This is a genomic window from Streptomyces sp. SN-593 (assembly GCF_016756395.1).
GTDB classification, from domain to species: Bacteria; Actinomycetota; Actinomycetes; order Streptomycetales; family Streptomycetaceae; genus Actinacidiphila; species Actinacidiphila reveromycinica.
In genome coordinates this window covers 2,447,092-2,466,141 of record NZ_AP018365.1, presented here as the reverse complement: position 1 = coordinate 2,466,141, position 19,050 = coordinate 2,447,092, and the positions used below count along the sequence as shown (strand labels likewise).

Below are 19,050 nucleotides of genomic sequence, written 5' to 3'. Positions count from 1 at the left end.
CTACGCGCGTCACCAAAACGTGGGCGGGTTTTTCCGGGTGCCCGCGACCTGGACAAGACCACTGGTGCGGGTGGTTCCCGTGGGGCGGATGATCTCCGAGAAGGCGCCCAGGGCGATGGCCGCGAAGTTGGCGAGGCTGGTCGTCCCGGGCACGAAGTAGCCGCCGTGCCCGGCCGCGCCCGCGGTGCTCACCACCCGGGCGCCGAAGCCCGCGGAGACCGGGTCGGCGCCGTGGCCCAGCCCGGCGAACTCCACGTGCGGCACGGAACCGATCCAGTCGCCGGCGTCCCGCGCCGCCCAGACGCGCGCGCCGGTGTGCAGGGCGCCGACGTCCCGGGCGCGCATCCCCGGGCTGCCCATGACGGCGATGTCGCGGACCCGCCCGGGCGGCAGGTGCGGCGCGGCCAGCCCGCACAGCACCGAGCCGTAGGAGTGGCAGAACAGCGCGACGTCGCGGCGGCGGGGGAGCGAGGCGAGGAGGGATTCGAGCCGGACCGCGCCGCGGGCCGCGAGGGTGCCGGTGGAGGCGTCCAGGCCGATGCCGCGCGGGGTGGTGTAGTCCGCCCAGGCGATCACCGCGACGCGTGCGCCGGGGCGGGCGCGCCGCTCGGCGCCGTACAGCGCGCGGGCCATGCCGGCGGTGGCGGAGTACCGCCGGTCGTCGTCGCGTTCGAAGTCGGACAGGCCGGTGTCGACGCCCGGGACGACGACGGCGACGCGGTCGGCGGTGCGCAGGTCGCCGAGCACCTCGGCGACCCGCCCGCTGCCGGTCGGGTCGAAGGCGAGGATCCGCCGGTGGCCGGCGAGCAGCGAGGTGTACCGGTCGGCGAGGTCGGCCATGGCGGCGCGGCCGTCGGCGGTGAGCTGGTCGCTGCGCTCCTCGGCGCGGACCGCGGACCGCTGCCGGAGCAGCGCGAGCCGGTTGGCGCCGTAGCGCAGCACGGGATCGACGCCGTCGAGGTTGCCGACCACCAGGGGGTAGCGGCGGGCCAGGCCGAGCCGCTGGGCGCCGGTGAGCGAGGCGAAGAAGCGGGCGACGGCGCGCGGTGGCGCGTCCGGGCCCGGCAGCCGCCGGGCGCCCACGGTGCCGCGGGCCCACGTGGCGAGCGTGGCGGCCATGGCGCCCTTCGCCGCGCGCGGCGACAGCGCCGCCGTCCACCCCGTGGTCGCCAGCAGCACGAGGACGACCGCCGCGGCCAGCAGCGGGCGGCAGGGCCCCGGGAAGCCCGGGTGCCGGCGCCGCGCGGGCCGCGGACCCGGCGCCCGCCGCCGTTCTGGTCCGCGCGCCGGCGGCACCGCGACGGCGACCCGCGCGTCCCTGGGCGCTCGGCCGGCGGGGATGGGCAGCGTGTCCGCGCGCACGGGCGGCGGCGTCACTCGGTCATGCCTTGCGGGCTCCGTCCCCCGGGGGAAATGCGGCTCCGGTCGTGTTCACGCGTTTCGTCCGGGATGCTACGACACCGCCCCCGGCTTCCCCCGCCGCCGCGCCCGGACCGGCCCCGCCGCGGCTCCGACGCGAGCGGGCTCCCGGGCGGCATGGGCGGACGATGCACACCGCGCACTGCGCCGCTCCCGCGCGAGCGGACTCCCGGGGCCGCGGGCCGTCCTCCGCGCACGGGTGCCCGGGGAACGGCCCGGCCCGGGGAACGGCCCGGGCGGCCGGGGCCCACGGACGCGGGCGGGCCCGCACCGGGAGAACCGGTGCGGGCCCGCCCGCGTCCGTGAGCGGCCGCCGAGCGCGGCCCCGGCCCTACGCGTCGCCGCCCGCCGCGCCCGGGTGGGCCGCGGAGGCGTCCAGCAACTGGTAGCGGTCCACCGCCTGCTTCAGCGCGGAGCGGTCGATCTTCCCCTCGGCGGCCAGCTCCGTGAGCACCGCCAGCACCACGGACTGCGCGTCGATGTGGAAGAACCGGCGGGCCGCGCCGCGCGTGTCGGCGAAGCCGAACCCGTCCGCGCCGAGCGAGGTGTACCGCCCCGGCACCCAGCGGGCGATCTGGTCCGGCACCGACCGCATCCAGTCCGACACGGCCACGAACGGCCCCTGCGCGCCCGACAGCTTCCGGGTCACCCACGGCACCTGCTGCTCCTCCTCCGGGTGCAGCAGGTTGTGCTCCTCGACCGCCACCGCCTCGCGGCGCAGCTCGTTCCAGGAGGTGGCCGACCAGACGTCGGCCCGCACGTTCCACTCCTCCGCGAGGATGCGCTGCGCCTCCACCGCCCACGGCACCGCGACGCCGGACGCGAGGATCTGCGCCGGGATCTCGCCCGCGCCGCCCGCCTGGAAGCGGTGCACGCCCTTGAGGATGCCCTCGACGTCCACGTCGTCCGGCTCGGCCGGGTGCTGGATCGGCTCGTTGTAGACGGTGAGGTAGTAGAAGACGTCCTCGCCGGGCCTGCCGTCCGCCGTCTCGCCGTACATCCGGCGCAGGCCGTCCTTGACGATGTGCGCGATCTCGAAGGCGTACGCCGGGTCGTAGGCCACGCACGCCGGGTTGGTCGAGGCCAGTAGCTGGGAGTGGCCGTCGGCGTGCTGGAGTCCTTCACCCGTGAGGGTGGTCCGGCCGGCGGTCGCACCCAGCACGAAACCGCGCGCGAGCTGGTCGGCCATCTGCCAGAACTGGTCGCCGGTGCGCTGGAAGCCGAACATCGAGTAGAAGACGTAGACCGGGATCAGCGGCTCGCCGTGGGTGGCGTACGCCGAGCCCGCGGCGATCAGCGACGCGGTGCAGCCGGCCTCGGAGATGCCGTCGTGCAGCATCTGCCCGGTCGGCGACTCCTTGTAGGCGAGCAGCAGCTCGCGGTCCACCGACTCGTACTGCTGGCCGAGCGGGTTGTAGATCTTCGCGCTCGGGAAGAACGCGTCCATGCCGAAGGTGCGGTACTCGTCCGGGGCGATCAGCACGAACCGCTTGCCGATCTCCTTGTCCCGCATCAGGTCCTTCAGGACGCGGACGAACGCCATCGTGGTGGCGATCGACTGCTGGCCGGAGCCCTTCCTCGCGGCGGCGTACAGCTTGTCCGCGGGCTGCGGCAGCGGCTTGGCGCGGACGACCCGGGTCGGGACGTAGCCACCGCACGCCTTGCGGTGGTCGTGCATGTACTGGATCTCCTCGGAGTCCCGGCCCGGGTGGTAGTAGGGCGGGTACCCCTCGTCGAGCCGCTGGTCGGTGATCGGCAGGTGCAGCCGGTCCCGGAAGCGCTTGAGGTCGTCGACGGTGAGCTTCTTCATCTGGTGGGTCGCGTTGCGGCCCTCGAAGTTCGGGCCCAGCGTCCAGCCCTTGATGGTCTGGGCGAGGATCACGGTCGGCTGGCCCTTGTGCGCCAGGGCCGCGGTGTAGGCGGCGAAGACCTTGCGGTGGTCGTGCCCGCCGCGTCCGAGGTGCAGGATCTGCTCGTCGGTGAGGTCCTCGACCATCTTGCGCAGCCGCTGGTCGCCACCGAAGAAGTGCTCGCGGATGTACGCGCCGGTCTCGGTGGCGTACGTCTGGAACTGGCCGTCCGGGGTGGTGTTCATCTTGTTGACCAGCAGGCCGTCGCGGTCCTGGGCCAGCAGCGGGTCCCAGGAGCGGTCCCAGACCAGCTTGATCACGTTCCAGCCGGCGCCGCGGAACTGCGACTCCAGCTCCTGGATGATCTTGCCGTTGCCGCGCACCGGGCCGTCGAGCCGCTGGAGGTTGCAGTTGACCACGAAGGTGAGGTTGTCCAGGCCCTCGCGGGCGGCGATGGACAACTGGCCCAGCGACTCCGGCTCGTCCATCTCGCCGTCGCCGAGGAACGCCCAGACGTGCGACTTGGAGGTGTCGGCGATGCCGCGCGCCTCCATGTAGCGGTTCATCCGGGCCTGGTAGATCGCGCTGAGCGGGCCGAGGCCCATGGACACGGTCGGGAACTCCCAGAAGTCCGGCATCAGCCGCGGGTGCGGGTAGCTGGACAGGCCGTGCGGGGCCTTCGACTTCTCCTGCCGGAACGCGTCGAGCTGCGCCTCGGTGAGCCGGTCGAGCAGGAAGGCGCGCGCGTAGATGCCCGGGGAGGCGTGGCCCTGGAAGAAGACCTGGTCGCCGCCGAGGCCGTCGTCCTTGCCGCGGAAGAAGTGGTTGAAGCCCACGTCGTACAGCGACGCCGAGGAGGCGAAGGTCGCGATGTGGCCGCCGACCCCGATGCCGGGCCGCTGGGCGCGGGAGACCATCACCGCGGCGTTCCACCGGGTGGCGTTGAGGATCCTGCGCTCGATCTCCTCGTTGCCGGGGAAGAACGGCTCGTCCTTGGTGGCGATCGTGTTGACGTAGTCGCTGCTGCGCATCTCGGGGACCGCGACGCGCTTCTCGCGGGCCCGCTCGATCAGGCGGAGCATCAGGTAGCGGGCACGTTCCCGGCCCCGCTCGTCGATGGCCGCGTCGAGCGAGTCGAGCCATTCCGCCGTTTCCTCGGGATCGAAATCCGGGACCTGGCTGGGAAGGCCGCCAATGATGATCGGGTTGCGATCTGATCCGGAAGCCACGCTGTTCCTTCGCTCGCTGGGGCTGATACGGGATGTGCCTGGACGTCGTGGAGTGGCCGCCGGCGGCGGCGCGCGCCGCGTCCATCGTGTACCGAGGCCGTTCGATACGTCATCTCTACCGGGCGGTAACCCCAGGTGGACGGCCAAATCCGAACTCTACGCCCACTCGGACGTACGACCGACTCGCGGTGCCAACACTCTGCAAAACGGGCAACCCCGGCAGATGCCCGTGATCTGCGTCACCATGGAGGGGTGCGCATGGTGCCGGGGAAGCGGGGAACTTGCCATGAAGACGGTCGAATCGTCACTGTTTCGGCGGTCTCGTACGGCGGGTACTTGCGCGATCCGCCCCGCCCGTGTGGACTACCGCCAATAAGCTCGCACCGTCGCGGGCACACAGAGACCATGAAGACCCGCACGAATTCAGTGCCCATGACAGGAGGCAAAGCGTGAGCGCGACCGCGGACCACGCGGAGGAGCGGACCAACCCGGCGAGCCGGCTTGGTTTCGAGCCCGGACAGGTGGTCCAGGAGCTCGGGTACGACGAGGATTGCGACCAGGAGCTCCGCGAGGGGATCGAGGAGCTCACGGGTGAGGAGCTCGCCGACGAGGAGTACGACGACGTGCCCGACGCCGTCCTGCTGTGGTTCCGCGAGGACGACGGCGACCTCACCGACGCGCTCGTCGACGCCACGTCGACGATCGACCCCGGCGCCCCGATCTGGCTCATGACCCCGAAGACCGGGCGTGACGGCCACGTCGAACCGAGTGAGATCGGTGAGGCGGCGCAGACCGCGGGGCTGGCGCAGACCAGCAGCGTCAACGCCGCCAAGGACTGGACCGGCAGCCGTCTGGTGACCCCGAAGGCCGCGAAGGCCGGCAAGCGGTAGGCGGGCACGGGGTCGCGCCGTAGCGGGTCGCGGCCCGTACCCGGCCGCCGTGCCGTCATGGCCGTCCGCGCGGTTCCCCGCGCCCCTTCGAGGGTGGCTGCGCGCCGCGCGGAGGCGCGCCACCGGCGGCGCGGGGACCACGCGGACGCCGTACCGCCGCCTGCGCGGGGCCGCGCCCGCCCTCACCCACGGCCGCACCCACCCACCGCGGAGTCGCCCCCATGTCTGTCCTCGCGGGCGAGCCCGCTCCCGACCTCCGGCTGAACGACCAGCACGGCCGTGCCGTGACCCTGGAGGAGTTCCGCGGCCGTAAGAACGTCCTGCTGGCCTTCTTCCCGTTCGCCTTCACCAGCGTGTGCACCGGCGAGCTCCAGGCGATCCAGAACGCCCTGGACGCGTTCCAGAACGACCGGACGCAGGTGCTCGCCGTGTCGTGCGACTCGATGCACGCGCTGCGCGCCTTCTCCGACGCCGAGCGCCTGGACTTCCCGCTGCTCAGCGACTTCTGGCCGCACGGAACGGTTTCCCGTGCCTACGGCGTCTTCGCCGAGGAGAAGGGCTGCGCGCTGCGCGGCACCTTCGTGATCGACCGCCGGGGCATCGTGCGGTGGACCGTGCTGAACGGCCTGCCGGACGCGCGCGATCTCGACCAGTACGCGAAAGCGCTGTCCGCGCTGTAGCCATCCGGGAACGGGTCACTAAGCTCGGGACGTTGATCCGGCACGGCTCAACGCCACGACCCACACCGCTGTGACGGGCGGGGAAACCGACAGGAGGACGCGTGGGAGTCAGCCTCAGCAAGGGCGGCAATGTCTCGCTGACGAAGGAGGCGCCGAACCTCACGGCGGTCGTCGTCGGCCTGGGCTGGGACGCCCGCACCACCACCGGCAGCGACTTCGACCTGGACGCGAGCGCGCTGCTCACCGACGAGCAGGGCAAGGTCCTCTCCGACCAGCACTTCGTCTTCTTCAACAACCTCAGGAGCCCGGACGGCTCGGTCGAGCACACCGGCGACAACCTCACCGGCGAGGGCGAGGGCGACGACGAGGTGATCAACGTCAGCCTGGCCACCGTGCCGGCGAACGTGGCGAAGATCGTCTTCCCGGTGTCGATCTACGACGCCGAGCCGCGCCAGCAGAGCTTCGGCCAGGTGCGCAACGCCTACATCCGGGTGGTGAACGCGGCCGACGGCGCTGAGCTGGCGCGCTACGACCTGACCGAGGACGCCTCCACCGAGACCGCGATGGTCTTCGGCGAGCTGTACCGGCACGGCGCGGAGTGGAAGTTCCGCGCGATCGGCCAGGGGTACGCCTCCGGCCTGCGCGGCATCGCCCAGGACTTCGGCGTCAACGTCTGACACCGCACACCAGGCTTGCCCACACCACGTGTGAGGGGGAAAGGACCACGATGGGCGTCACGCTCGCCAAGGGGGGCAACGTCTCCCTGTCCAAGGCCGCGCCGAATCTCACCCAGGTGCAGATCGGCCTCGGCTGGAGGGCCCGCTCGACCACCGGCGCCGACTTCGACCTGGACGCCAGCGCGCTGCTGTGCTCCGGCGGCCGGGTGCTGGGGGACGAGTACTTCGTCTTCTACAACAACCTCAAGAGCCCCGAGGGCTCGGTCGAGCACACCGGCGACGACCTGACCGGCGGCAGCGGGGGTGACGACGAAACGATCCTGGTCGACCTCGGCAAGGTGCCCGCCGACGTCGACAAGGTCGTCTTCCCGGTGTCGATCTACGACGCCGACGCCCGGGTGCAGACCTTCGGGCAGGTCAGCGACGCGTACATCCGCGTGGTCAACCAGTCCGACGGCGCGGAGCTGGCGCGCTACGACCTGACCGAGGACGCCTCCACCGAGACCGCGATGATCTTCGGCGAGCTGTACCGGTACAACGGCGAATGGAAGTTCCGGGCGGTGGGTCAGGGGTACGCGTCCGGTCTGCGCGGCATCGCCCTAGACTTCGGGGTCAACGTTTCGTAAAGCCGCGCACCGCGCGGGGGACCCGTGGTCCCAAGGGACCGCAAGGGATTGGGTGGGAAGCACGTGCTCCTCAGAACATTCGGCTGGTCGTTCGGCATCACCGCCGCCGGCCTGGCCCTGGCCGGCATCCTCTGGGGAGGCAAGGGACTCGCGATCGTGGCGATCCTGTCCGTCCTGGAGATCTCGCTCTCGTTCGACAACGCGGTCATCAACGCGGGCATCCTGCGCAAGCTGAACGCGTTCTGGCAGAAGATCTTCCTGACCGTCGGCGTGCTGATCGCCGTCTTCGGCATGCGGCTGGTCTTCCCGATCATCATCGTGGCCGTCACCGCGAAGCTCAGCCCGTGGGAAGCGGTGCGGATCGCGATCAACGACCACGACCGCTACGAGAACCTCGTCACCAACGCCCACCCGGCGATCGCCGCCTTCGGCGGCATGTTCCTGCTGATGATCTTCCTCGACTTCATCTTCGAGGAGCGCGAGATCACCTGGCTGTCCTGGCTGGAGAAGCCGCTGGCCAAGCTCGGCAAGCTGGACATGCTGTCGGTGGTGGTCGCCATGGTCGCCCTGGTGATCGCCGGCACCACGGTCGCGGACGCGGTGCCGCTGCACGGCGGGCACGGCACGGTCGACAAGGCCGAGACGGTGCTGCTGGCGGGCGTCGCCGGTCTGATCACCTACCTGGTGGTCGGCGGCATCTCCGGCTTCTTCGAGGAGCGGCTGGAGGACGAGGAGGGCGACGACGAGGACGGCGAGCCCGAGATCGAGGTCGCCAAGGCCCCGGCGGGGGCGAGCGGGGCCAGCGTGGTGCGCACCGTCGGCCTGGCCGGCAAGGCCGCGTTCTTCATGTTCCTCTACCTGGAGGTCATCGACGCGTCGTTCTCGTTCGACGGCGTCATCGGCGCCTTCGCGATCAGCAACGACATCTTCGAGATCGCGCTCGGTCTGGGCATCGGCGCGATGTACATCCGGTCGCTCACCGTCTACCTGGTCCGCAAGGGCACCCTGGACGACTACGTGTACCTGGAGCACGGCGCGCACTACGCGATCGGCGCCCTGGCGGTCATCCTGCTGGTCACGATCAAGTACGAGGTCAGCGAGGTCGTCACCGGCCTGATCGGCGTTGTCCTGATCGCGGCGTCGTACTGGTCGTCGGTGGTACGCAACCGCCGTCTCGGGGAAGGCTCCCAGGCGTCGGACGGCGACAAGGCGGAAGCCACGTCCGGGGTCTGACCCCGGACGCGCACGCGCCGCTGCCCCCGCCCTCCGGCGGGGGCAGCGGCGCGTGCGCGTGACCGAGGCCGAGGCAGTGGGTGACTAGGGGAGGACGAACGACAATGGCCTGGTGGCGGTTCCTGCGGCCGAGCGGCCCGGAGCAGTTCGACGTGACGAACGCGCACACCGTGGAACTCACCAAGCGGCGGCCGGAGTTGTCGCTGACGAAACAGGGTGCCGCGGTCGGCAACATGCGGGTGAACCTGTCCTGGCAGATGCGGCCGTCCGACACCGGCGACTGGGTCACCGACCGGGGCAGCTTCCTGCGCCGCCAACTCGACGTTTTCAAGCCACGTGTGGTGCAGGCGGCCGGCCCCGCGATGGTCAACGTGGACCTCGACCTGGCCTGCATGTACGAACTCAACGACGGCACCAAGGGCGTGGTGCAGCCGCTCGGCGGCTTCCACGGCGACCTGGACGCCCCGCCCTACATCCAGATGAGCGGCGACGACCGGTTCGGCGGCACCTCGGGCGAGACGCTGTACATCAACTTCGACAAGCGCGAGGAGTTCAAGCGCCTGCTGGTGTTCGTGTACATCTACGACGGCACGCCCGCGTTCGACCGCACCCACGCGAAGGTGGAGATCTTCCCCGGGAACGGGCCGAGGATCGAGATCCCGCTCACCGAGCGGGAACCGCAGGCGCGGTCGTGCGCGGTGGTGCTGATCGAGAACCGCAAGGACGAGATGATCGTCCGCCGCGAGGTGCGGTACGTCTACGGCTTCCAGGCCGAGATCGACCGGCTCTACGGGTGGGGCCTGCAATGGGGGCGGGGCTACAAGCCCAAGGTGTAGCCGCGGCCGGGCGGTTGCCGTCGGCATGTGCCAATCCCGCCGGTTGCCCCAATTCGCTTGCGGTGTAACGGGATTGGGGCATTCTGGTGTGCCACTGGAGGCATTGCGCGGCGCACGGGGGGTTGCTTTGCCCGAATGGCCCGGCCGGTCCGCGCGCGACCGGCGCATCCTCACCTACCTCGGCACGCACCTGGTCCTCGACCGGCCGGGCGTGCTCGTCCCGCTGCCGGCGGTGCTGCTGCTGGGGCCCCGGGGCAGCGGCAAGACCACGACGCTGGCCGTGGTGGAGGAGTGGGCCCGCGCGCACCCGTTCGCCGGCCTGGACCTGGAGGCGATGCGGCGCAGCGGTGCGACCGTCTTCGACGCGCTGGTGGAACTGGCCTTCCAGTTGCAGGAGGGCAAGGAGGGCTTCCGCCCGCTGCACTTCCCCTCGTTCACCCTGCTGCTGATGGCGCTGCGCGCGGCCGTCACCACGGAGGACCGGGACCGCGCGATCCGCGAGATGGGCGGCGTCCTGGCCAGCGCGACCAGGCAGGGGTACGACCTGGAGTCGCTGGAGCCCTTCATCGAGGGCGTCGCCACGGCGATCGGCGGACTGCCGGTCGGCTGGATCGCCCAGATCCTCCCCGGCATCCGGGCGGCCCAACGGCTGCGGGCCCGGGTACGGTTGAACAAGCGGATCGACCGTGCCGCGGCGGCCGTGGGCGCCCCGCGGGCGGGCGCGGGCTTCCTGGTCGGCGCCAACCGGCTCTTCCACGGCAACCCGGTCCAGCGGCGGCGGGTCGAGCGGATGCTCTACGCCGCCTTCCGGGCGGACCTGGTCGCCGCGTACACCCACCGCCACAACCACGACCGGCGCACGTCCGCCTGCCTGGTCACCCTCGACAACGTGGACACCGAACTCGGGGACGCGCTGCTGGAACTGGTCCTCGGCGCGCGGGACGGGCCCGGCGCCGGCCTCGACCCCCTGCTGGTGGTCGCGGCCGCCCGCCGGCCGCCGGGCGAGCTGATCGGGGCGGGCGGCGGGCCCGTCCCGGCGTCCGGCGACACGGCGGGCTGGACCGGCGGCGCCTTCGCCCCGGTCCCGGCCGGCCGGCTGCACGTCGGACGGCTGCGGGACCTGGACGCCGGCGAGGTGGAGGCGCACGCGAAGCGGCTGATCCGGGCGCTGCCGGACGAGGACCAGCCGTCCGTGGCGCGCGCGTCGGCGTGGCTGGGCTGGAACGTGTACACCGCGACCCGCGGGCAGCCCGCGGCCACCGGGGCCCTGCTCGACGCGCTGGCCCGGTTCCCGGCGGCCACGCCCTGGGAGGAGCGGTTGGAGCGCTGGCCGGAGATCCCCGCCCGGCCCGCGCCCGGCCGGGACGACGACGGCGCCCCGCCGACCGTGGCGGAGGCCGTCCTCGACGTGCTGCTCGCGGACTGCGACACCGGTCTGCGCCGGGTGCTGCCGCGGGCGGCCGCGGCGGCCTCCCATGTGCAGGCCGGGGCCGCGCCGGGGCTGTGGCAGGGCGTGTCGGGCGTGCAGCAGCGGGCGTTCGCGACCGGCGGCGAGGTCGCCTTCCACCCGGCCGCGCGCTACCTGCTGCTGCGCCGGCTCGACGCGGACACCCACGCGCAGCAGGCCGCCTCCTGGGACGGCGCCCACGCCGCGCTGGCCGCCGCCGCGCTGGACGACGAGGGGGCCGCGGGCGAGGACGCCGGGCGGGTGGTCGCCTACCACGACCTCGCCCGGGGGGACCTGGCCGCCGCCGCGGACTACCTGCGCGGGCGCCTTCCCCCCGCTTCGCCGGTCGAGACGTGGTGCCGGGACCTGTCCTACCTCCAACGCGCCCCCGCCCGCCGGCCCGCGGGAGGGCCGGAGCCCGCGCAGGAGCGCTACGAACGGCTGGTCGGCGACCCTCCCGGCGACGGGGCCCGCCGGGCCATCGTGCGGCTGCTGGCGGCCGGCTGGATCACCGCGCACCCCGGCACGGACCCGTACGCGCGGTGGTACGAGGACCCGTTCGGCGATCCGTACGCCGAGCTGTACGACGACATCGCCCACGAGTTCCGCAACCTGCACGACGTGCGGGGCATCGGCGGGGCGGCCCGGGCGGTGTTCGCCGCCAGGGCCAGGGAGTACGACGAGCTGTCCAGGGGGAAGCCGTGGTGACCGGCGCAGTGCCGCAACAGGATCCGGACGACTCGGTCCCGCGGATCGAGGTCCCGCCGCCCCCGCCCCGCAGGTGGCCGCGCGTCGCGATCGCCGGGGCCGTGGCCCTGGTGGTCGCCGCCGCGGTGACCGTCGTGGTGACCGTCCTGCACGACGACGACTGCGCCACCCGCGGCACCGAGGTCGGCGGCGAGTGCATCGGCGTCAGCGACGGGTCGTACGTCTTCGAGAAGTCGCTCGGGCCGGTCATGGGCCGGATCAGGGCGGCGAACCGGCAGGTGGAGAAGTCCGGCAAGCCGTGGGTGGACGTCGCCTACGTCGAGCCGATCACCGAGGAGCAGGACCAGGAGTCGGTCAAGTACGGCATCCGCAAGGAGCTGGAGGGCGCCTACCTCGCCCAGCAGCAGCTCAACGACGTGCAGCTCGGCGGCCACGGGGACATGCCGCAGATCAGGCTGCTGGTCGCCAACTCGGGCCTGCGCTCCGAGCAGTGGCAGAAGTTGTCGAAGGTGCTGATCGGGATGTCGGAGCCGGGGGACCACCCGCTCGTCGGGGTCGCCGGGTTCGGCCAGAGCCGGGACGGGACGCTGGACCTGGTCCGCACGCTGCGGGCCGCGAAGGTGCCGATGATGGGCGCCACCGTCACCGCCGACGGCCTCACCGACCCGAGGAACGTCGGGTTCTTCAGCGTCTCCTCGCCGAACTCCGCCCAGGTGAGCGCCGCGGTGAAGTACCTCAGGCGGCAGCAGGAGCGGACCGCGGGCTACCGGGTGATGGTGGTGCGCGACCGCAACCAGCAGGACATCTACAACACCTCGCTCTACAGCGACTTCGCCCGGGACAGCGCGGCGTCGAAGCTGGCGCTGACCGGCGGCGACCTGGAGTACGTCTCGGGCATCGACGGTGTCGGCAACGCCATGTCCTCCGTCGCGGACAAGGTGTGCGACAAGGCCCCCGACGCGGTCTACTTCGCCGGGCGCGGCGCCAACCTCAGGGACTTCGTCGTCGCGATGTCCGCGCCCGACCGCAGGTGCCCGGTCACCGTGCTCACCGGGGACGACGCGGTCGGCGTCTACTACGACGGCTCGGCGTCCGACGCGACGCGCCGGACGTACGCGCAGGACTGGCGGACCAGCCGGGTGACGGTGCTCTACACCGCGCTCGGCCACCCCGCGCTGCCCGGCGAGGTCTACTCCGCGGCCAAGGACCCCTACCCCGCCTTCCGGGACCTCTACCACCAGCAGTTCGGCGGCAGCGGGGACACGGAACTGCAGGACGGGCAGGTGATACTGGGCCACGACGCGGTGTGGACGCTCGGCGAGGCGATCCGGGAGGCGGCCGGCCCGGCCGGCACGGTGCCGGTGACCGCGGGCAGCACGCTCAACGGCCTGGTCGGCGGTAACGACGTCACGGGGGTGAGCGGGCCGATCCGGCTGGGCCCCGACGGCAACCCGCAGGACAAGCCGATCGCGCTGGTGCTGCTGGAGCCCGACGGGCGCTACGTCTTCCGGCAGGTCATCACCCCCTGAACGCGCCCCGCCGCGCCCGCCCGCCTGAACCGTGCCCCGCCGCGCCGACCCGCCGCCTGCGGGCTGTCCCTAGGCGTTCTGGAACTGGGGGCCCTGCGGGGGCAGGGCGAAGCGGGCGTCGGGCGAGGGGGGCGCGGTCGGCGGGGCGGCCACCGGCTGGGGGTAGCCGTAGGCGGGGTAGGACCCCTGGGGCTGCTGGTGGACCACCGGCTGCTGCTGCGGCGGGGGCGGGACGGCGGACACCGGCTGCGGGTAGCCGTAGGCGGGCTGCGCCGGCACGTGGGAGGGGTAGGGGGCGGCCAGCGGGTAGCCGTAGGCGCCGGAGGGCTCCGGGGCGGCCACGGTCGGTCCCGCGGCCGCCGTGTAGCCGCCGGTGGGGCCCTGGACGGGCATCGCCGCCGTGGGACCCGCGGCCGCGGTCGCGCCCTCGGGCGGCCCGGCGGGGTCGGGCTCGCTGTCGTCGACCGCGATGCCGTACTCCGTGGCGAGGCCGACCAGGCCGGTGGCGTACCCCTGGCCGAGCGCGCGGAACTTCCAGCCGGTGCCCTTGCGGTACAGCTCGCCGCAGATCAGCGCGGTCTCCTGGCCGGTGTCGGGCACCACGTCGAAGGTGACCAGCGGCGCGGCGTGCTGCGGGCCGGCCGCGTCGTAGAGCGCGAGCACGAGGTCGGGGACCATCCGGAACGGCCCGCCGTCGCAGGACGCGGCCACCACCACCCGGTCCACGCCCGGGTCGAGCGCGGCCAGGTCGATCTCCACGGTGTCGGTCAGGCCCTCCGCGACGCGCTGCTTCGGCAGGTGCCGGGCCAGCCCCGACGGGTGCCGCGGGGCGTTGTAGAAGACGAAGTCGGCGTCCGAGCGCACCCGGCCGTCGGGGCCGAGCAGCAGCACGGAGGCATCGACGTCCGGAGCGGCCGGCGCCGGGCTCCAGCGGAGCACCGCCCGGATGCCCGAGGCGTCCAGCGGGATGTTCGAGCCCTTCACCATCACGTGCGTCATGACCGCCATCCTGCCCGTCCGGCGGGGCGCCCCACAACGCCGCGTGGGCGCACGGCGGCGGACACCTCGGCGACCGGAGCCGGTTACCTGTTTGTCACGCGCGGTGGGAACCTTTGCGCGGGGGGCACACGTACGATAATCGGCCACGCGATTGACGCCTGTTCTCGCGGCTGTGACTGTGAAAGGGGGGCGTATGCGACACTTCGGGCACCTTGCGTCGGACCTCAGAAGTGAACTCTTCCACCGGGAACCCCAGGAGTTCGCGGCGGACTCTCCCGCGCGCGTCCTGGCGACCGCCCTCGGCGCCACGCTCTACAGTCCGGCGACCCGGCCGCACCTCGCCGACGACGTGCTCAAGCAGGCCGCCCGCGGCGTGGTCTCCATGGTGCTGTGCCTGGAGGACTCCATCGACGACCGCGACGTGGAGGCCGGCGAGGCCAACCTGGTCCTGCAGTTCGCCGACCTCGCCGCCCGCCCGGGCGCCGGGCGGGCGCTGCCGCTGCTGTTCATCCGGGTCCGCACCCCGGCGCAGATCACCGACCTGGTGCGGCGGCTGGGCGACTCCGTACGGCTGCTGTCCGGATTCGTACTGCCGAAGTTCACCGAGGAGAGCGGCGTGCCCTTCCTCGAAGCGCTCGGCACCGCCGAGGCGGCGTCGGGGCGGCGGCTGTTCGCGATGCCGGTCCTGGAGTCCCCGGAGCTGATGCACCTGGAGAGCCGGGTGGAGACGCTGTACGGGATATCCCGCACCGTCGACAAGTACCGCGACCGGGTGCTCGCGCTGCGGCTGGGCGTCACCGACTTCTGCTCCTCCTACGGCCTGCGCCGGGCGCCCGCGATGACCGCCTACGACGTGCAGATCGTCGCCTCGGTCATCGCCGACGTGGTCAACGTGCTCGGCCGCGCCGACGGCAGCGGGTTCGTGGTCACCGGCCCGGTGTGGGAGTACTTCCGGCACCACGAGCGGATGTTCAAGCCGCAACTGCGCCGCAGCCCGTTCACCCCGGAGGCGGAGGACCTGCGCGACGCGCTCATCCAGCAGGACATGGACGGCCTGCTGCGCGAGATCGAGCTCGACCGCGCCAACGGCCTGCTCGGCAAGACCTGCATCCACCCCAGCCACGTGCCGGTGGTGAACGCGCTGAGCGTGGTCACCCACGAGGAGTTCTGCGACGCCGCCGACATCCTGCACGAGGACCGCAGCGGCGGCGGGGTGCTCCGCTCCGCCTACACCAACAAGATGAACGAGGTGAAGCCGCACCGCGCCTGGGCCGAGCGCACCCTGCACCGCGCCGAGGTCTTCGGCGTCGCCCGCGAGGACATCAGCTTCGTGGAACTGCTCGCCGCGATCCTGCCGTCCTCGTGACCGGCGCCCTGCCTTTCCCGCACGCAAAGGACATCCGCCTGATGCCAACGAACGCGCCCTGGACCGGGCAGTGGGTCGCCGACCGCCTCGGCGTCACCCTGCACGGCGACCGCCTGACCGACCTGGTCGGCCTGGCGTTGCGGCGCAACCCCAAGCGGGCCCACCTGCTCGTCTCGAACGTGCTCGGCAAGCACGTCCCGCAGGACCCCCGCACCGTCTACGGCCTCGCCCTCGCGCTCGGCGCGCGGGTGCGGGAGCTGCTGGGGGACGTCGAGGCGGCGCGCGCGGTCGTGCTCGGGTACGCCGAGACCGCCACCGGGCTGGGCCACGCGGTCGCCGACGGCATCGGCTTCGCGCCCTACCTGCACTCCACCCGCCGCGCGGTGCCCGGCACGACCCCGCACGGCGGGTTCGAAGAGGAGCACAGCCACGCCACCTCCCACCTGCTGCTGCCCGAGGAGGCCGACCTGCTGGCCCGCCCCGGCCCGCTCGTACTGGTCGACGACGAGTTCTCCACCGGCCGCACCATCCGCAACACCATCGCGGCCCTGCACGCCCTGCACCCGCGCGAGCACTACGTCGTGGTGGCCCTCACCGACATGCGCCCGGCCGCCGACCGCGACGCGCTGACCGCCTTCGCCGCCGGACTGCCCGCCCGCGTCGACGTGGTGGCCCACGCCACCGGGACGGTCGGCCTGCCCGAGGGGGTGCTCGGCAAGGGGCAGGCCCTGGTCGCGGCCCACAGCGCGGCGGACAGGGAGCCCGTCGCGTCCGCGGGGTCCGCGGTGGCCACGGGGTCCGTCGCGCCCGCCGGGTCCGCGGTGTCCACGGGGTCCGGCGGCTCCGCCGAGGTCTCCGGCCGGGTGCGCCGGGTGCCGCTGGACTGGCCCGCGGACCTGCCCGACGGCGGGCGGCACGGCTTCCGGGCCGACCACGCCGCTCGGCTGGCGCAGGCGCTGCCCGCGATGGGCGAACGGCTCGCCGACGCGCTGCCGCCGGCCGCCGGCCGCGTCCTGGTCCTGGGCAACGAGGAGCTGATGTACGCGCCGCTGCGGCTGGCCGGGGCGCTTCAGAGCGCGCTGGAGGCGCGGGCGGGCGCCGCGCCACCCGGCCGCGCCCCGGCCGCCGTCCGCTACTCCACCACCACCCGCTCCCCGGTACTGGCCGTCGACGACCCGGGGTACGCCATACGCCACCGGATCGCCTTCCCCGCCCACGACGACCCGACGGACGGCGGCAGCCCGGACCGGTACGCGTACAACGTGCGCGGGTTCGACGCGGTGGTCTGCGTGGTGGACTCCGTCGGGGACACCGCTGCCCTGCACGCGCCCGGCGGCCTGCTGGACCGGCTCTCCGCCGCCACCGACTCGGTACTGCTCGCGGTGGTGCCGTCCTACCGACCGAACGGAACCCCGCAACCGATGAACAGCACGACCGACGAGGCAGGTTCGACCGACCGGACCGCCGCTCCCGGCACCGACCCCGGAAGCGGCACCGGCACCGCGTCCGGCAGCGGCACCCACGGATCGACCGCGCCGGCCGCCGGCGGGACCGGCGGGCTCGCCGAGCCGCTGCGCGGGCCGGAGTTCTCCTCCTACGCGCCCGAGGAGGTGGGCTGGCTGCTCAAGGACCTCTCCGGCGTGGAGCTGGAGGCGCCCGTCGAGGAGCGCGAGGAGGCCATCCAGAGCGGCGGCGCGCACTACGCCGAGTCGCTGCCGGTGGAGTACCAGCCCAGCGCGGAGTACCAGGAGCTGTTCCGCGCCGCGCTGGACTCCTCGGCGGCGCGGATCGCCCGCGCGGTCGGCACCGTCACCGAACTCGTGCTCGCCGAGCGCGGCCCGGACGCCGTACTGGTCTCGCTGGCCCGCGCCGGCACCCCCGTCGGCGTGCTGATGCGCCGCTGGGCCCAGCACGCGCACGGGCTGAGGCTGCCGCACTACGCGGTCTCCATCGTCCGCGGCCGCGGCATCGACGCCAACGCGCTGCGCTGGCTGGCCGCCCACCACGACCCGGCCGACGCGGTGTTCGTCGACGGCTGGACCGGGAAGGGCGCGATCACCCGCGAACTCGCCGCCGCGGTGGCCGACTTCGCCGCCGCCTCCGGTCGCGGCGCCGGCCGGGGCTTCGACCCGGAGATCGCGGTCCTCGCCGACCCCGGCGGCTGCGTGCGCACCTACGGCACCCGCGACGACTTCCTCATCCCCTCCGCCTGCCTCAACTCCACCGTCTCCGGCCTCGTCTCCCGCACGGTGCTGCGGGACGGGCTGATCGGCCCGGACGACTTCCACGGCGCGAAGTTCTACCGCGAACTGCTCGGCGCCGACGTCTCCGGGCTCTTCCTCGACACCGTCGCCGCCGCCTTCGACGCGGTCGCCGGCGGTGTCGCCGAGGACGTCAAGGCGCTGCGCGCGCGGGACCGCCGCCCGACGTGGGCCGGCTGGGCCGCCGTCGAGCGGATCAGCGAGGAGTACGGCATCGGCGACGTCAACCTGGTCAAGCCCGGCGTCGGCGAGACCACCCGGGTGCTGCTGCGCCGGGTGCCGTGGAAGATCCTCGCCCAGCGCGGCGCGGGCGCCGACCTGGACCACGTACGCCTGCTCGCCGCCCAGCGCGGCGTGCCCGTCGAGGAGGTGGACGGCCTGCCGTACACCTGCGTGGGCCTGATCCACCCGCGCTACACCCGCGGCGCCACCGGGGGCGACGGCAAGGCGGTGGCCGCGAAGTGAGCCGCGTGCCGATGCCGACGCACCACCGCACCGTGGTCGCCAGCGACCTCGACCGGACCCTGGTCTACTCCGCCGCCGCGCTGGGCCTGACCATGCCCGACGAGCACGCGCCCCGGCTGCTGTGCGTCGAGGTCCACGAGGCCAGGCCGCTGTCCTACCTCACCGAGACCGCCGGGCGGCTGCTGGTCGAACTCGCCGACACCGCGCGGTTCGTGCCCGCCACCACCCGCACCCGCAAGCAGTACCGGCGGATCAGGCTGCCCGGGCGGGTGCCGCGGTACGCGATCTGCGCGAACGGCGGCCACCTGCTGGTCGACGGGCGCACCGACCACGACTGGCACGACGAGATGCGGCGCAGGCTCGCCGACGGCTGCGCGCCGCTCGCCGAGGTGCGCGCGCACCTGGCCGCCACCGCGGACCCGGAGTGGCTGCGCAAGGAGCGGATCGCCGAGGACCTGTTCGCCTACCTCGTGGTCGAGCGCGAACGGCTGCCGGCCGGCTGGGTCGAGGAACTCGCCGGCTGGGCCGACACGCGCGGCTGGACCGTCTCGCTCCAGGGCCGCAAGGTCTACGCGGTGCCCAGGCCGCTCAGCAAGTCCGCGGCGCTCGCCGAGGTGGTCCGGCGCACCGGCGCCGAGCAGGTGCTCGCCGCCGGGGACTCACTGCTCGACGCCGACCTGCTGCTCGCCGCCGACGCCGGCTGGACGCCCGGCCACGGTGAGCTGGCCGACGCCCGGTGGACCGCGCCGCACGTCACCGCGCTGCCCACCGCCGGGGTGGCCGCGGGCGAGGAGATCGTCCGCCGTGTGCTGGAGCGGCTGGAGCGGTGACGGCC

Annotated in this window: 14 protein-coding genes; 11 read left to right on the top strand and 3 right to left on the bottom strand. The window is 73.3% G+C overall.

Annotation, left to right across the window (positions count from 1 at the left end):
- Nucleotides 1–9 precede the first annotated feature (9 nt).
- Both RVR_RS10120 and aceE read right to left on the bottom strand, forming a co-directional pair.
- Nucleotides 10–1,203 carry an alpha/beta hydrolase gene (locus RVR_RS10120; protein WP_430393228.1) on the bottom strand — a complete coding sequence of 398 codons (1,194 nt, stop codon included), beginning with the start codon at nt 1,201–1,203 and terminating at the stop codon, nt 10–12.
- Between the two features lie 547 nt (nt 1,204–1,750).
- Complete coding sequence (gene aceE, locus RVR_RS10115; RefSeq protein ID WP_202233522.1) at nt 1,751–4,498, bottom strand: pyruvate dehydrogenase (acetyl-transferring), homodimeric type; 2,748 nt, start codon at nt 4,496–4,498, stop codon at nt 1,751–1,753.
- 449 nt (nt 4,499–4,947) lie between these two features.
- Between aceE and RVR_RS10110 the strand changes: the two genes are divergently transcribed.
- The 8 genes from RVR_RS10110 to RVR_RS10075 all read left to right on the top strand — a co-directional run bounded on the left by RVR_RS10110 (nt 4,948) and on the right by RVR_RS10075 (nt 13,124).
- Nucleotides 4,948–5,388 (top strand): DUF3052 domain-containing protein, encoded by a 441-nt coding sequence (locus RVR_RS10110; protein WP_103883542.1) that lies wholly within the window; start codon nt 4,948–4,950, stop codon nt 5,386–5,388.
- 221 nt (nt 5,389–5,609) lie between these two features.
- Entirely contained in the window at nt 5,610–6,068 is a 459-nt protein-coding gene (locus RVR_RS10105; RefSeq protein WP_202233521.1) for a peroxiredoxin, read from the top strand.
- 101 nt (nt 6,069–6,169) lie between these two features.
- Nucleotides 6,170–6,745, top strand: coding sequence for a TerD family protein (locus tag RVR_RS10100; RefSeq protein ID WP_202233520.1), 576 nt, complete (start codon nt 6,170–6,172; stop codon nt 6,743–6,745).
- Between the two features lie 50 nt (nt 6,746–6,795).
- Nucleotides 6,796–7,371, top strand: a complete 576-nt coding sequence (locus tag RVR_RS10095) for a TerD family protein (protein ID WP_202233519.1) — start codon at nt 6,796–6,798, stop codon at nt 7,369–7,371.
- Between the two features lie 63 nt (nt 7,372–7,434).
- On the top strand, nt 7,435–8,604 hold the full coding sequence (locus tag RVR_RS10090) for a DUF475 domain-containing protein (protein ID WP_202233518.1): 1,170 nt from the start codon (nt 7,435–7,437) through the stop codon (nt 8,602–8,604).
- Between the two features lie 104 nt (nt 8,605–8,708).
- A complete protein-coding gene (locus tag RVR_RS10085; RefSeq protein ID WP_202233517.1) occupies nt 8,709–9,440 on the top strand; it encodes a TerD family protein in 732 nt (243 codons plus the stop codon).
- 127 nt (nt 9,441–9,567) lie between these two features.
- Nucleotides 9,568–11,595 carry a hypothetical protein gene (locus RVR_RS10080; protein WP_202233516.1) on the top strand — a complete coding sequence of 676 codons (2,028 nt, stop codon included), beginning with the start codon at nt 9,568–9,570 and terminating at the stop codon, nt 11,593–11,595.
- Nucleotides 11,592–13,124 (top strand): type 1 periplasmic-binding domain-containing protein, encoded by a 1,533-nt coding sequence (locus RVR_RS10075; protein WP_202233515.1) that lies wholly within the window; start codon nt 11,592–11,594, stop codon nt 13,122–13,124. The genes RVR_RS10080 and RVR_RS10075 overlap by 4 nt, the downstream gene beginning before the upstream one ends.
- 69 nt (nt 13,125–13,193) lie before the next feature.
- On the opposite strand, the gene RVR_RS10070 is transcribed toward RVR_RS10075, so the two are convergent.
- Nucleotides 13,194–14,123, bottom strand: coding sequence for a TerD family protein (locus RVR_RS10070; RefSeq protein ID WP_202233514.1), 930 nt, complete (start codon nt 14,121–14,123; stop codon nt 13,194–13,196).
- 193 nt (nt 14,124–14,316) lie between these two features.
- On the opposite strand from RVR_RS10070, the gene RVR_RS10065 reads away from it, so the two are divergent.
- The 3 genes from RVR_RS10065 to RVR_RS10055 are packed head-to-tail and all read left to right on the top strand — an operon-like array spanning nt 14,317 to nt 19,045.
- The gene (locus RVR_RS10065; RefSeq protein ID WP_202233513.1) at nt 14,317–15,489 is read left to right on the top strand and encodes an HpcH/HpaI aldolase/citrate lyase family protein; all 1,173 of its coding nucleotides are present in this window, start codon (nt 14,317–14,319) and stop codon (nt 15,487–15,489) included.
- A gap of 41 nt (nt 15,490–15,530) precedes the next feature.
- Complete coding sequence (locus RVR_RS10060; RefSeq protein ID WP_202233512.1) at nt 15,531–18,215, top strand: phosphoribosyltransferase; 2,685 nt, start codon at nt 15,531–15,533, stop codon at nt 18,213–18,215.
- 11 nt (nt 18,216–18,226) lie between these two features.
- Entirely contained in the window at nt 18,227–19,045 is an 819-nt protein-coding gene (locus RVR_RS10055) for an HAD family hydrolase (RefSeq protein WP_202233511.1), read from the top strand.
- Nucleotides 19,046–19,050: the final 5 nt, after the last annotated feature.